Source organism: Rothia sp. HMSC069C03 (genome assembly GCF_001811075.1).
GTDB classification, from domain to species: Bacteria; Actinomycetota; Actinomycetes; order Actinomycetales; family Micrococcaceae; genus Rothia; species Rothia mucilaginosa.
Genome location: NZ_KZ627141.1, coordinates 53,837 through 67,560, shown reverse-complemented (window position 1 = coordinate 67,560; position 13,724 = coordinate 53,837). Strand labels below are relative to the sequence as shown.

General features: G+C 59.8%; 11 protein-coding genes. 2 read left to right on the top strand and 9 right to left on the bottom strand.

Annotation, left to right across the window (positions count from 1 at the left end; all coding sequences use genetic code 11):
• Nucleotides 1-112 precede the first annotated feature (112 nt).
• Nucleotides 113-898, bottom strand: a complete 786-nt coding sequence (locus HMPREF2779_RS08895; RefSeq protein WP_105361342.1) for a hypothetical protein — start codon at nt 896-898, stop codon at nt 113-115.
• Between the two features lie 93 nt (nt 899-991).
• Between HMPREF2779_RS08895 and HMPREF2779_RS08890 the strand changes: the two genes are divergently transcribed.
• A complete protein-coding gene (locus HMPREF2779_RS08890) occupies nt 992-2,047 on the top strand; it encodes an HhH-GPD family protein (RefSeq protein WP_199774581.1) in 1,056 nt (351 codons plus the stop codon).
• 160 nt (nt 2,048-2,207) lie between these two features.
• Here HMPREF2779_RS08890 and HMPREF2779_RS08885 read toward each other — a convergent pair whose 3' ends face one another.
• A complete protein-coding gene (locus HMPREF2779_RS08885) occupies nt 2,208-4,778 on the bottom strand; it encodes an ATP-dependent Clp protease ATP-binding subunit (protein ID WP_070686149.1) in 2,571 nt (856 codons plus the stop codon).
• A gap of 638 nt (nt 4,779-5,416) precedes the next feature.
• On the opposite strand from HMPREF2779_RS08885, the gene HMPREF2779_RS09305 reads away from it, so the two are divergent.
• Nucleotides 5,417-5,551 (top strand): hypothetical protein, encoded by a 135-nt coding sequence (locus HMPREF2779_RS09305; protein ID WP_255402019.1) that lies wholly within the window; start codon nt 5,417-5,419, stop codon nt 5,549-5,551.
• Between the two features lie 294 nt (nt 5,552-5,845).
• On the opposite strand, the gene HMPREF2779_RS08880 is transcribed toward HMPREF2779_RS09305, so the two are convergent.
• The 7 genes from HMPREF2779_RS08880 to HMPREF2779_RS08850 all read right to left on the bottom strand — a co-directional run bounded on the left by HMPREF2779_RS08880 (nt 5,846) and on the right by HMPREF2779_RS08850 (nt 13,683).
• On the bottom strand, nt 5,846-6,199 hold the full coding sequence (locus HMPREF2779_RS08880; protein WP_070686147.1) for a histone-like nucleoid-structuring protein Lsr2: 354 nt from the start codon (nt 6,197-6,199) through the stop codon (nt 5,846-5,848).
• Between the two features lie 711 nt (nt 6,200-6,910).
• A complete protein-coding gene (gene lysS / locus HMPREF2779_RS08875; RefSeq protein ID WP_199774580.1) occupies nt 6,911-8,494 on the bottom strand; it encodes a lysine--tRNA ligase in 1,584 nt (527 codons plus the stop codon).
• Nucleotides 8,495-8,546: 52 nt separating this feature from the next.
• Nucleotides 8,547-9,494 (bottom strand): pantoate--beta-alanine ligase, encoded by a 948-nt coding sequence (gene panC, locus HMPREF2779_RS08870; RefSeq protein ID WP_070686143.1) that lies wholly within the window; start codon nt 9,492-9,494, stop codon nt 8,547-8,549.
• The gene (locus tag HMPREF2779_RS08865; protein ID WP_070686141.1) at nt 9,491-10,453 is read right to left on the bottom strand and encodes a Rossmann-like and DUF2520 domain-containing protein; all 963 of its coding nucleotides are present in this window, start codon (nt 10,451-10,453) and stop codon (nt 9,491-9,493) included. Before HMPREF2779_RS08865 ends, panC begins: the two co-directional genes overlap by 4 nt.
• A gap of 128 nt (nt 10,454-10,581) precedes the next feature.
• Entirely contained in the window at nt 10,582-12,405 is a 1,824-nt protein-coding gene (locus tag HMPREF2779_RS08860; RefSeq protein ID WP_105361340.1) for a PH domain-containing protein, read from the bottom strand.
• The gene (locus tag HMPREF2779_RS08855; protein WP_105361339.1) at nt 12,405-13,178 is read right to left on the bottom strand and encodes a PH domain-containing protein; all 774 of its coding nucleotides are present in this window, start codon (nt 13,176-13,178) and stop codon (nt 12,405-12,407) included. Before HMPREF2779_RS08855 ends, HMPREF2779_RS08860 begins: the two co-directional genes overlap by 1 nt.
• Nucleotides 13,165-13,683, bottom strand: a complete 519-nt coding sequence (locus tag HMPREF2779_RS08850; RefSeq protein ID WP_105361338.1) for a DUF3180 domain-containing protein — start codon at nt 13,681-13,683, stop codon at nt 13,165-13,167. Before HMPREF2779_RS08850 ends, HMPREF2779_RS08855 begins: the two co-directional genes overlap by 14 nt.
• Nucleotides 13,684-13,724: the final 41 nt, after the last annotated feature.

Sequence of the window (13,724 nt, the reverse complement as noted above, 5' to 3'; positions counted from 1 at the left end):
TTATAGCGTCCAAGTTTCGGGGCGCAGTTCAATCCCAGCACGGGGGCTTTTCGCGCCCATTCACGGGCAAAAACTATGAAAGTTCAGACGTTGTGAACATCAGGTTGGTGAACTACTGAATCACAAAGTTCACCTGAGCCGAGCTCACACCATTCACCGTAGCGGTCGCCCAGTAAGAACCCTTCTGAGCGGTCGAAGCGGAAGAGCAACCCAGGACGTTGATCTTACGGTCCCACGCCAGGTCGGTTGCCGCCTCGGCACCTGCGGCTACCTCAGCCTTCTGAACGGCGGTCGCCGCGCACAGGCTGCGGGTGTACACCTGAGCCGCACCGGAGGTGATGTTCAGGTCCACGCCGGTGTTCGCACCCTCGCCGCCCACAGCGCAGGGGGTCTTCGAGGAGTTCGTGTAGGTCACGTGGAAGGACACCTGCTCACCGGCAGCGAAGGTACGCTTCGCGGGGGTGACGGTCACCTTCAGGTCGTTCGCGGTGCACGCTGCCGCGACAGCCGCAGTGGTCACGCTCGGAGTAGGTGCGGGAGCAGTCGGGGTCGCCGCGGGGGTGGTTGCCGCGGCGGTGGTCACGCTTGCAGTGGGTGCCGCAGAAGCGGTCACCGAGGGGGTTGCCGAAGCAGTAGCCGATGCAGTTGCAGAGGCAGTCGCGCTAGCGGACGGGGTAGCCGAAGCAGTTTCGGTGGGGCGAGCACTGAAGCTCTGGAAGGGCGCGCCGGAAGCCGTCGCGGTGGAGGCTACAGTGGCGTCTTTCTTGCCGTTAATCATGCCGACCATGGAGGTCACGCCAGCGACCAACAGCAGAATGACAGCGAGCAGAGCAATAACCGCCACGATACGACGGCGGCGGTAGACTTCGGGAGGTAGAACGGGACCATTTTCAGACATACCCTTAAGGATACCGGGTTTAACCCTGAGATTCACAGTGAACTCTGTTCATGCAGTTTTGGGAATATATGCCCTGTGGCGTAGGCTTTTCGGATGACCTCAGAGCCCAAACGCACCGCACGCACACGCCCGGAACCTACCCTGCCCGAAGGCACGAATACCGAGGCGCTCCACCACCGAATCAACCGGTGGTTCCTCGACCAGGCACGCGATTTGCCGTGGCGTCGTGACGAGTGCACCCCCTGGGGTGTGATGGTCAGCGAGTTCATGCTGCAGCAGACCCCCGTCAAGCGCGTTCTACCCGTGTGGGAGGAATGGATGCGCCGCTGGCCCACCCCCGCCGACCTTGCCGCCGAGCCCGCCTCGGAGGCGGTGCGCGCCTGGGGCCGTCTGGGTTACCCACGCCGCGCGCAGCGTCTGCACGGTGCCGCTGTGGCGATTGTGGAGCAGCACCGCGGTAAGGTTCCCGCCGACTACGAGGCGCTGCTGGCTCTGCCGGGCGTGGGCTCCTATACGGCGGCGGCGATTAGCGTGTTCGCGTTTGGTCTGCGCGCCACGGTGATTGATACGAATATCCGCCGCGTGCACGCGCGCGCTGTGTCTGGCAAAGCGTTGCCCTCGCGTTCGTTGACGGCGGCTGAGACTCGCCTGGCGGAGGCGCTCATGCCCGCCGATACCCCCACCTCCTGCCTGTGGAATGCGGCGACCATGGAGCTCGGCGCGCTGGTCTGCACGGCGAAGTCCCCGACCTGCGAGCTGTGCCCAGTGGAGGATCTGTGCGCCTGGGTTGCGGCGGGCAAGCCGGAGGCGGACTACACCCCCAAGGGCCAGAGTTGGCACGGCACGGACCGTCAGGTGCGCGGGGCGGTCATGGCGGTGTTGCGTGCGGCGCATGAGCCGGTGAATCGCGAGCTGATTTTAAGCGCGGGTGTAGCTGCGGCTGGTGATACGACCTCTTCACCCGTTGCAGCCTCTTCGCCAGACTTTACGTTCCCGGCTGATGCACCCGCCGCGGTGCACCGCCCGCTCAAGGCGCTGTATGCACTCTCCCCCGCCGCCGAGCAGCTACAGCGCTGCTACGCGGGGCTGCTGGCGGACTCTCTCGCCCGCGAAGTCACGCAGGGCGATACAGTGCTCGTCTCGCTCTAGTACCCGCCGCAGAAAGGCTCCTCGTGGCTCCTGCGGGGCTTCTAGAGTCTCCCAAGGCTTAGAGCCTCGCAAACACATAGAAACGCCTGTGGGGCGGTACCGAATAATTCCGGTACCGCCCCACAGGCGTTTAGTGCGCTAAAACCTAGCTATCTAGGGCTTAGTCCCCACCCTGACCCTCAGCGGCAGGTGCCTCAGATGCGGGAGCCTCAGAAGATTCGCCCTCGTTCAGCTCCTGCACCGAGTCCAGAGCCAGCTCCTTCATCGGCTGAGAAGAGAAGACGAACTTCGCGGAGTCGCCCTCACCCTCAACGTCCACGGTGATCTTCTCACCGGGCTTGATGTCGCCGAAGAGAATCTTCTCAGACAGGGCGTCTTCAATGTTGCGCTGCATCTCGCGGCGCAGCGGACGAGCACCCATGGACGGGTCGTAACCCTTAGCTGCCATGAGAACCTTCGCAGCGTTGGTCAGCTCAATGGACATATCCTGCTCCGCCAGGCGCTTAGCCAGGCGACCCACGAACAGGTCCACAATCTGCAGAATCTCAGACTCGGAGAGCTGCGGGAAGACGATAATGTCATCCACACGGTTGAGGAACTCGGGGCGGAAGTGCTCCTTGAGGTTCTCCATCACGCGTGCCTGCATACGCTCGTAGTCGGCTGCGGTGTCATCCATCGCCTGGAAACCGACCGGGATGCGGCGGTTCACGTCGCGCGAGCCCAGGTTGGTGGTCATGATGATGACGGTGTTCTTGAAGTCCACCACGCGACCCTGCGAGTCGGTCAGGCGACCGTCTTCCAGGATTTGCAACAGCGAGTTGAACAGGTCGGCGTGAGCCTTCTCAACCTCGTCGAACAGGACCACGGAGAAGGGCTTGCGGCGGACCTTCTCGGTCAGCTGGCCGCCCTCATCGTAGCCAACGTAGCCGGGAGGCGCACCGAACAGACGGGAGACGGTGTGCTTCTCCTGGTACTCGGACATATCCAGGGTGATGAGCGAATCCTCATCGCCGAACAGGAACTCAGCCAGAGCCTTAGCAAGCTCGGTCTTACCCACACCGGTCGGGCCGGCGAAGATGAACGAACCACCGGGGCGGCGCGGGTCCTTCAGACCTGCGCGGGTACGGCGGATAGCACGGGACAGTGCCGCAATAGCGTGCTCCTGGCCGATGACGCGCTTGTGGAGCTCCTGCTCCATGGTCAGCAGGCGGCTGGACTCTTCCTCGGTGATTTTGTAGACCGGAACACCGGTGGAAGCGGCAAGAACCTCAGAAATAACCTCGGGGGTCACGGTGCCGAATGCGTCGCCGCCTTCGCGCCATGCCTTCTCGGCTTCTTCCTTCTCAGCCAGAACCTTCTGCTCCTGATCACGCAGGCCTGCGGCCTTCTCGTAATCCTGGGAGTTGATGGCGTCTTCCTTCTGCTGGCGCAGCTTGGCTGCCTTCTCGTCGAGCAGCTTGATTTCCGGGGGTGCGGTCATGCGCTTGATGCGCAGGCGTGCGCCCGCCTCGTCAATCAGGTCGACAGCCTTATCCGGCAGGAAGCGGTCAGAGATGTAGCGTGCCGCAAGGTTCACGGCGGTCTCGATTGCCTCGTCGGTAATGGTGACGCGGTGGTGCGCCTCGTACTTATCGCGCACACCCTTGAGGATCTGCACGGCGAGCTCCTGAGAGGGCTCATCAACCTGAATCGGCTGGAAGCGGCGCTCCAGGGCGGCGTCCTTCTCAATGTGCTTGCGGTACTCGTCCAGGGTGGTTGCACCGATGGTCTGCAGTTCGCCTCGAGCCAGCATGGGCTTGAGGATGGAGGCAGCGTCAATTGCGCCCTCTGCGGCACCTGCACCAACGAGGGTGTGAATCTCGTCAATGAACAGGATGATGTCGCCGCGGGAGCGAATCTCCTTCAGAACCTTCTTCAGGCGCTCTTCGAAGTCACCGCGGTAGCGCGAACCTGCGACCAGGGAGCCCAGGTCCAGGGTGTACAGGTGCTTGTCCTTAAGGGTCTCAGGGACGTCACCGTGCACGATAGCCTGTGCCAGGCCCTCCACGACAGCGGTCTTACCGACGCCGGGCTCACCAATCAGCACGGGGTTGTTCTTGGTACGGCGGGAGAGGACCTGCATGACGCGTTCCATCTCCTTGTGGCGGCCGATGACCGGGTCCAGTTCGCCCTCACGTGCTGCTGCGGTGAGGTTGCGGCCGAACTGATCCAGGATGGTCGAACCCGCGGGAGTGCCTTCACGAGAGTTACCCGCACCCACGCCAGCGGTTTCCTTATCGCCGGAGTTGTTGCCGGGGTAACCGGAAATCAGGTCCATAACGGCCTGGCGCACGGCAGCGGGCTCAGCACCCAGCTTGACCAGCACCTGGTTTGCCACGCCCTCGTTTGCACGAACCATACCCAGCAGGATGTGTTCGGTGCCGATGTAGCCGTGGTTCAGCTGAATAGCCTCGCGCATGGACAGTTCGAGAACCTTCTTCGCGCGCGGGGTGAAGGGGATGTGGCCATTAGGCGCCTGGGGGCCGGGGCCGACGATGTCCTGAACCTGTTCACGTACTGCGTTCAGGGTAACGCCCAATGATTCCAGGGCACGGGCACCGATGCCTTCGCCCTCGTGAATCAGACCGAGCAGAAGGTGTTCGGTACCGATGTAGTTGTGGTTGAGCATGCGTGCCTCTTCCTGGGCAAGCACCACAACGCGCCGAGCTCGATCGGTAAAGCGTTCAAACATTTACGCACTCCTTGCATTTTCCTATTGATACAAGAGTACGTTGAGCGCGACTGAAAGGGCGGGCTGATGGACGTCTGTTCGCCATCAAGAGAACAGATGAGCTGTTCGGGGCGTTCTAGGGGCGGTTTAGGCGCGGTTTCGGGGCTTCTAGCGGGGTTCGGGGGCGGTTTTGAGGGGTCTAGCTCACGCAGGTGAGCCTACTGAAGGTGGACGGGGTGCCACCCGGTCGGTGCTACCTGTTTTTGCCGGTGGTGACTGCTTCTCCTGGGGCTGACTACTTTTCCCGGGGTTGCCTGTGCAGAGTGTGCGCATATTACCGTCGGATGTACCGCGGGAAGGTGCTACAGGTGGGTTCCGAGGGGCTACGGTGCCAATACGAGGGGCTAAGGAAAAAGTAAACACACAAGAACCCACATAGACCAACACCTAAACCCCTTGTTTCCTGCACGTGCATGAATATATTGCAGAAATTTTTAAAAATTTATATGTTTAAGTGAGAAATTTCAATAATTCGCAAAACATATACGGCACCATTTCCGGTATATATTTCCGCATAATCTTCAGGCGATCTGCGCCAGAATTCCATCCGATAATTATCTCGACATCAGAGGAAATCCCCGCGTCGACACATAGGTAGAATGCTTATTATTTTCGATTCTATTCAGGGTGCGCTCTGCACCTCTTACAGGGAGAATATCTCGGCGCACAACAACAGCGTCGAAGAGATTAATGCAACAACACCTTTAGCCTTCCTGCCGATGCATGCAATCTAAACGAACACAGAATCCGAATGTAAACTATGCTCCTTCGGTCAACCAATACCCTTCTCGGTATTGCACAGATTGCACCACCAACCAACCCTATATATTTTACATGTAAATAGTTAATTGGAATTGGGGGTAAAAATACCCCCTCACTCCCCCAAACAGATATACAGCGCATATCAACACACACCACAGAGGGCAAAACAAAAGGCGGACGGTGATAACACCGTCCGCCCTAAGCACTCGGAGGTTTAGAGCCCTGAAGAACCAGCCCCTCCGGTTACGCATAATAACTTAGAACTTTTAGCCCTGAGCCTTCATTGCTGCATAGTATGCGTCCTGAACATCCTGGTGGATGCGGCCACGGTCAGAAACCTTGTGGCCGTTAGCCTTAGCCCACTCGCGAATTGCTGCGGTCTCGGGGTTGCGCTTAACCGGAACAGCGGTGCCACGGGGAGCACGGGTGCGCTGGGTAGCGGTGCCCTGCACGCGGCGGGACTTCGCTACGAAGGGGCGGATAGCGTCACGCAGGCGAGCTGCGTTTGCGGAGGACAGATCGATTTCGTAGTGAGCGCCGTCCAGACCAAAACGGATAGTTTCGTCTGCGGGGCCGCCATCGAGATCGTCTTCAAGGATGATGCGAACCTTCTGTGCCATTGAGGCACCTCCTCATCTGTTGCATATATCCTGTGGAGTAAACCCAAAAGCCTCTATCGGGATTGAGAAAATAATGTGCCGGATATATTTATGTACTAATTTTCTTTCATATAGTAACAGAACTATATTAAAAATTCCGAAAATATTCTGAGCATTGAAACAATGCGCCAATCACCCGCAGCGATATATCGCTTCTGTGCATCCCCGTTAAATCTGCATCCGCTACAAGAACATTAAAGTGAAGTTCAGAGTGCAAATACTTTGGATTCTTCCAGACAGCAGACACAGCCCCAGAGACAAAGACACCTAATAATGCGCCCCGGCGCCCCCGACAATCTGAGTGAAATATAGCGCCCGTACGAGTCTGCACAATAGACCATTCGCACCATAACATTTCAGCTCTATTCAAAAGCGAAATTCTACCTCTATCCCAGCACCTCATTCTTTTTACACAACACATTTGTGCACAAGAACAGAAGCATCTGCCAGAGTGAATAGAGCAGCATAAATCAGCACCAGAATAGAACGAAAACCCCTTTAAAACCCCTGACCTGTGCAAATAAACAGAAAACTCCACCTCAGAAGCTATACACCGTGCAAAAGGGTGCACAGAAAACGGCGGGTGCCGCAGATACAACTGTATCCGCGGCATCCGCCGCACTCACACCCCTAAAGGCAAAGTTCAAGAAACCCTACAGGTGAAGCTAAAGCTTAGGCTTCCGGCTTCATCAAGGGGAAGAGAATAGTCTCACGAATACCGGGCTGACGCACCACAGTACCCGGACGCTTCGGATCCTGATCGCCCGCCAGCAGCATAATCAGACGGTCAATGCCCAGACCCAAGCCACCCATCGGGGGTGCACCGTGCTCCAGGGCGCGCAGGAAGTCCTCATCCAGCTCCATCGCCTCATCGTCACCGGCAGCAGCCAGTAGCGACTGAGCGGTCAGGCGCTCACGCTGAATGACCGGGTCAATCAGCTCGGAGAACGCGGTACCGCGCTCCATACCGCCAATAATCAGGTCCCATGCCTCAATCAGGGGCTCACCGGAACGGTGCGGACGCGCCAGCGGCTGAGCGCTCGGCGGGTAATCGTACACGAAGGTCGGGTTCACCAGGGTCGGCTCAACAATCTCACCGAAGAGCTCGGTCACCAGCTTCTCAGCGCCCCACTTCGGGTCGATATCCACCTCGTGCTTCTCAGCAATCTCGCGCAGAACCGAAGCGTCAGTCTCGGGGGTGATCTCAACGCCCACAGCCTCAGACAGGCCCGGGTACACGCCAACCCACTTCCACTCACCGAACAGGTCAATGGTGCCGTTCTCGGTCTCAATACGCTCGGTACCGACAGCCTTCGCGCAGCTCTGGATAATCTCCTTCATGCGCTCAGCCATCACGAACTGGTCAGCGTACGTCTCGTAGCACTCCAGGGTGGTGAACTCGGGGCTGTGGGTCGAGTCCACACCCTCGTTACGGAACACGCGGCCAATCTCGTACACGCGCTCAATACCGCCCACCACTGCGCGCTTGAGCGGCAGCTCGGTCGCAATACGCATGGTCATCGGCTGATCAAAAGCGTTCAGGTGGGTGCGGAACGGGCGAGCAGTCGCGCCACCGTGCACCAGCTGCAGAACCGGAGTCTCAACCTCAATGTAGCCGTGATCCTCCAGCACGCGGCGGACGGTGCGGGTAATCAGGGCGCGCTTCTTCACCAGCTCGCGAGCCTCCTCGCGAACCATCAGGTCCAGGTAACGCTGGCGAACGCGGGTTTCCTCGTTCAGGTCCTTGTGCAGAACCGGCATGGGGCGCAGCGCCTTCGACGCCATCTTCCAATCGGTCACCATAATGGACAGCTCACCGCGGCGAGAAACAATCACGCGGCCGGTCACGAACACGTGGTCACCCAGGTCAACCAGGGACTTCCACTCAGACAGGGACTCCTCGCCCACCTCAGCCAGCGACAGCATCGCCTGGATGCGCTTACCCTCGGTACCACCCTGCAGGGTCGCAAAGCACAGCTTACCGGTGTTACGGACGAACACCACGCGGCCACCAACATGCACCACACGGTCAGTCTCGTCGCCAGCCTTCAGCTCCTCAGCAGCCAGCTTCGGATCGTACTCGGCGCGCAGATCCTCAATGTGGTTGGGTTCCACGCGGTTACCCTCAGAATCCAGCAGACCCACCGGGTATGCCTCGCGACCCGACTCGATCAGCTTCGCACGCTTTTCCAGGCGAATCTGCATCTGCTCGGACATATCAGCAATCGCCGGTGCGGCAGTGTGCTCAGTGCTCACAGTGATACCTATCTGTGTAGTGTGTTGGGGACTCTTCTAAACGAACGAACGCTTAGCGCAGGTCCATGTTGTCAATCAGGCGGGTCGGGCCAACGAACGCAGCAACCAGTGCCAGCACTCGCTCCGACTCCTCAGTCGGCTCACCGAAAGTCATCGGGTCGACCAGTTCCAGGTAGTCAAGGCGCACACCCGGAGTGGAGTTGATACGCTCACGCGCACCGTCCAAATCAATCTCGTGGAAACCACGGTTCAGCGAATTCTCACGCAGCATCGCCAGAGTGCGGGACAGCACCAGGGCAGACTCGCGCTCCTCATCCGACAGGTAGCTATTACGCGAAGACAGCGCCAGACCGTTATCTTCGCGAACAATCGCCACAGGGCGCATGATCACGTCGTGGTTGAAATCGCGCACCATACGCTGAATCAGGATGTACTGCTGAGCGTCCTTCTGACCGAAGTACGCATTCACCGGGTGGTTACCGGCTGCGGGGCGAATAATGTTGAAGAACTTATTGACCACGGCCAGCACGCCATCAAAGTGGCCCGGACGGGTCGCACCCTCAAACTTGGTGCCCAGCTCGCCGCTCGAAATGCGGATGAGCGGGTCGCCATCGGGGTACATCTCTTCAACCTCGGGGGCAAAAATAATGTCAACACCGGCGGCACCAGCCAGGGCAGCGTCTGCCTCCAGGGTGCGCGGGTATGCTTCGTAATCCTCGCCGGGGCCAAACTGTAGCGGGTTCACGAAAATGGAGGCGACCACTACGTCATTCTGTTCAGCGGCGCGACGCAACAGGGTTGCGTGGCCGTCGTGCAGGGCGCCCATGGTGGGCACGTAGCCCAGGGATGCGTTCTTGTACTGAACTGCGGTGCCGTTCTGCTCCGCCTCCTGGCGGGCTGCCCGGTCCAGTTCCTCCTGCGCGGCGGCAAGGGATTCGGTGATTGCCGTGCGGAAATCCGCAATGGTGGTCACGACTCGGGGCATCGAAGTCTCAGTCATGACGAGAACTCCTTGTTTTCGGGGGCTGAATCATCAATATCGCCGGGGTGGTTGCGGTCCGAAGACTCACCCAGCAGATCCTCAATTCGTCCCAGTTGTTCATCGTTTAACAAACCTCTATTATGCGCTCTTTTTGCGGTTGCGTGTGCCAGAGCGGCGTAAGAGTCTGTAATATCACCTGTTTTCTCATGCTCTGAGTACTCATTCAGAGCCTGAAGGTGAGCCTTCACGGTGCCTGCGTCTCCACGTGCTACGGGCCCGGTGAGAGCACCCTCACCGCTGGCGAGCGCATTGTCCACGGCGGCTCGAACGAGCGGCCCCATGTAGCGTGCCGGGTCCTCAATACCGATGGAGGCGAGCACCTGCTGGGACTGACCCAGGATGGTCACGAGGTGGTTCGCGGCGTGCGCTAAGGCTGCGTGGTAGAGCGCTCGGTCAGCCTCGGCAACGTGCACGGGTTCACCGCCCATCTCCACCACGAGTGCCTGAGCAATCGGGATGAACGGTGCGGGTCCGGTTACGGCGAAGCAGGTGCCGTTCAGACGCTGCAGGTCCACGGACATGCCGGTAAACGTCATGGCGGGGTGAATCGCCAAACCGATAGCGCCCAGCGCGGTTACCGGTGCGAGAACCTCGGTGCCGTAACGGCCGGAGGTGTGCACCAGAATCTGACCGGCGGTAATACTTCCCGAGGACGCCAGGTAAGTGATGAGGCCCGGCAGCTCATCATCGGGAACCGCGAGAATCAGCAATTCGCTACGCTCAGCAATCTGCTCCACCGGCAGCAACGGCACATCGGGAAGTAGCATCGCGGCGCGCTCCTGGGAAGCCTCAGACACCGCGTGAACACCCACAATAGTGTGCTCGCAGGCACGCAAAGCCGCACCGAGGACGGATCCGACCCTCCCGGCGGAAATAATTCCAATGCCTAAACGCGCAGGTTTTGAATGCTGTATCACGGCTTTAAGTATATTCTCCCTTTCACGGCAACCCTGCCGCCGGTGTCACGAAGAACACTGACGGCAGGGCCCGTTCTGTAGTTTTGTTGCCCGCTAACCCGGCGGGGAAGCTCAGCTAACGGGCTGGCTTAGGGGCGCCCACTCATCACCGGTACGCGGTAGTAGGGTTCAATACCCTCCAGCCGAACCGTCATCATCCACACCAGGTCCTCGCAGACACGCGGCGGTAGGTGCATCATGAGCGTGCGCACCGGGCCGGGCACCGTACCGAAATGCACACTCGCGCATCCAAAGGCACGCTGCAGCGGGCCCTGACCCCGGCTCACGCTCAGCACACGGCTGACCGGCACAATCGACAGCGTACGGATAAAGTAGCCGCCACGAATCAGCAGCAGGTCGCCTCGCGTATGCTCACCAACGCTCGAACGTGCCGCATCAGAATCAATGCGGGTGGTCGCCTGCACCGAACCGGCAGTGTAACCGACCGTGGTCACGCCGTTACGCTTCCAGGTGAGCAGGTCCATCCAGCGCGCCGAAGAGGGCGTCACAATCATTGCCGGAACCTGCGGCTTCTGACTCTTCAGCGAACCATCGGCGGTATCCAGCAGCACCTGCGCCTGCGCTTCATCCAGGGCGGGCAACAGCAGACGCAACACCATCAGCGTCTCCTGCTTATTGCCAACCGGCAGGGCAACATTGCGGGTTACAACCTTCTGGTTGTCGTTCTTCTCAATACCAATACCGGCAATGGTCATCTTGATGCGGTACCAGCCGAACGCACGCCACAGGATGGACTGCTCCACGGCGAGCGCCTGAATACGCTCAACCATCACGTTCTGCGTGTGCGTGCCGGTGAAACCGTAGCGCAGGGTCACGCCGCCCTGACCGCTGGGGGTGATTTTGAAGTTCGCGGCACCGTCAAAACGTGTCCAGAGGGCAACCACGTAACCGACCATGGGCGCGAACATACCGGGCAGCATCGCCATGAAAATGAGGAACGGGCTCTCGCCGCCCATCATCGCGGCGAAGACCGCGGCACCGACCATGAGGGCTACGGCGGGCACCAGCCACACCAGGTGCTCCAGCATGATGGAGGCAATCAGACGCACATTCGAGATGCGGAAAATCGGCGGCTGCGAGGGGTCCGCCGCGACCGGCATCGGCATACGACCGCGAGCACCGCGACGGGATGCGACGGGCTGCTGGGGTACGAACTGGTCGGGTGCGAGCTGCTGGGCGCCCTGCTGATGCGCCACCTGCTGAGTGCCGTCCTGTGCGGGCGCACCATAGGACGCCTCGTAAGATGCCTCAAACGGCTGGTGCAGCTGATCCTCATCCGGCATGCGCTCCGCCGAAATCTGCATGCTATCGAGCAGCACGTCGACCGGGCGGCCAGCCGCCTCCGAACTCAGCAGGTTAATACTCGCCATCGCGGTGCGGCGCAGAACCTCCGCCTTGCGGGCAGAAACGTACTTGATGTGCAGCGCCTCCGAAGAGCCGTCAGCTACCTCAAAACGAAGCTCCGACAGGCCCAGCAGGCGCGCCACCAGAGGACGCGAAATGTCCACGCTCTGCACGCTCTCCAGACGGATCGTGCGGTTCTTCTTGAACAGAAAACCGCTACGGCGGTGAATCGCCAAATCGTCCAGGCTATAGCGGGTAAACCACCAGTCAAACGAGCCAGCAACCAGAATCAGAACGAGCACGGCGAAGCCGATAAGCTGCGAGTACGTTGCGCTGAAGTAGCTACTGTTCTCGTCAAATGCCTGCGTCAATCGCGCGCCCCACTCGTTCGGCGGGGTGGTCAAAATATTCAGGATAATGCTCTGGAAGAAACCAAACGCCAACAGAATAATGAACCAGAGGTTCATGATGAACGTGCGAATATCGGCACGCCACCACTTCTGCTCCTGAGAGTTCGGGGCGTTATTATTCGGAACCGGGGTACTCATTAGAGTGCCGCCATTCGCTCATCGGCGCGGCGCACCAGATCCGCGCGCAGCTCCTCCGCCATGTTCAGCGGAATACCGAACAGCACCATCGTGCCGGTGGTTGTACCCGCGGTGCGCACCGTCAGGCGGGCAACACCGCACATGCGCTCCAGCGGACCCGAATCCACATCAACATACTGGATGCGACCGTACGGCATAGAGCTCATCGAACGGAACACGATACCGCGGCGAGCCATCAGATGATTCGACTCCAGCGCATAGCCGAGCGCGCGAGTACGGCGCGGCGTGGTCAGAATCCACCACAGACCCCACAGACCAAACACCGCGACCACCACTAGGCCGACGATGCGTAGCGCCTCCGGGCCGCCGAAGAACGCGCCCGCACAATACATGGCAACACCCGCAAGAATCGGGAGCGCCAGGGCAGAAATAGTGTGAACAAAACGAACAGTCAGGTAGCGGGAGGCGGTGGGCACCCACTGCGGCTCCGGCACGGGCTGCGCGGGAACCTGCTGAGGGGGAACCGGCTGAGGGGCGTTCGGGTACGCGGCAACAGGCGGAACCTGCTGACCGTACTGTGTCTGTTGTCCATACTGCGCCTGCTGGTCATTCTGGGTCTGCTGTCCATACGGGGCACCCGCCTGACCGTAGGGTTGCTGGTACTGCCCGTACTGGTTCTGCTGAGCAGGCTGGTTCTGACCATACTGACCCTGTTGGGCGTCCTGCCCGTACTGGCCATTCGGCGAATAACTATTCTGGTTAGGAGCCGACATAGGTTCCTCCCTCTCGCGGCTTTACAGCACCGGAAGAGGAGGCCGCATCCTCATCATCCTCCGGCGGAATACGACAACAATGCTGCGCCCACAACCCAGCAATCAGCAGGGCAACACTGCCCACACAATTAACAAGAACCTCCCAAAAGACCACCGAAAAACCGCGCACAGACACCATCGCCACATGGTAGCCAAGAATCGCAGCGCACCAGCCCGTCAACAGGGCACCGGTCATGATGGAACCCTGCGCATACGCCACCGCACGCGCCGCAAGAATCGGGCCCATATGGGGTGCCTTCTCACGCGTCTGAATACGACGATAACGAGCCACCTGCACACCCAGCCACACGGCTCCCGCCGCAACCAGCAGGCACACCGCGCCGAGCATCCACGAAAAATTCAGCTCACCAAAACCGGCGCCAATCATCACGGAATTCACCATAAGAGCGGCAGCGGCACCGCACACAGCCGCCACAATAATCGCCCGATAACTCAGGGGCTTCATGGTGTTTCCTTTCGGTAGGTTCTTCTACCTTCCAGAGTGCC

Excerpts from the sequence above, each read along its gene's own strand:
- HMPREF2779_RS08895 (WP_105361342.1), bottom strand. The coding sequence starts at position 898 with ATGTCTGAAAATGGTCCCGTTCTACCTCCCGAAGTCTACCGCCGCCGT.
- HMPREF2779_RS08890 (WP_199774581.1), top strand. The coding sequence starts at position 992 with ATGACCTCAGAGCCCAAACGCACCGCACGCACACGCCCGGAACCTACC.
- HMPREF2779_RS08885 (WP_070686149.1), bottom strand. The coding sequence starts at position 4,778 with ATGTTTGAACGCTTTACCGATCGAGCTCGGCGCGTTGTGGTGCTTGCC.
- HMPREF2779_RS09305 (WP_255402019.1), top strand. The coding sequence starts at position 5,417 with ATGCTTATTATTTTCGATTCTATTCAGGGTGCGCTCTGCACCTCTTAC.
- HMPREF2779_RS08880 (WP_070686147.1), bottom strand. The coding sequence starts at position 6,199 with ATGGCACAGAAGGTTCGCATCATCCTTGAAGACGATCTCGATGGCGGC.
- panC (WP_070686143.1), bottom strand. The coding sequence starts at position 9,494 with ATGACTGAGACTTCGATGCCCCGAGTCGTGACCACCATTGCGGATTTC.
- HMPREF2779_RS08860 (WP_105361340.1), bottom strand. The coding sequence starts at position 12,405 with ATGAGTACCCCGGTTCCGAATAATAACGCCCCGAACTCTCAGGAGCAG.
- HMPREF2779_RS08855 (WP_105361339.1), bottom strand. The coding sequence starts at position 13,178 with ATGTCGGCTCCTAACCAGAATAGTTATTCGCCGAATGGCCAGTACGGG.
- HMPREF2779_RS08850 (WP_105361338.1), bottom strand. The coding sequence starts at position 13,683 with ATGAAGCCCCTGAGTTATCGGGCGATTATTGTGGCGGCTGTGTGCGGT.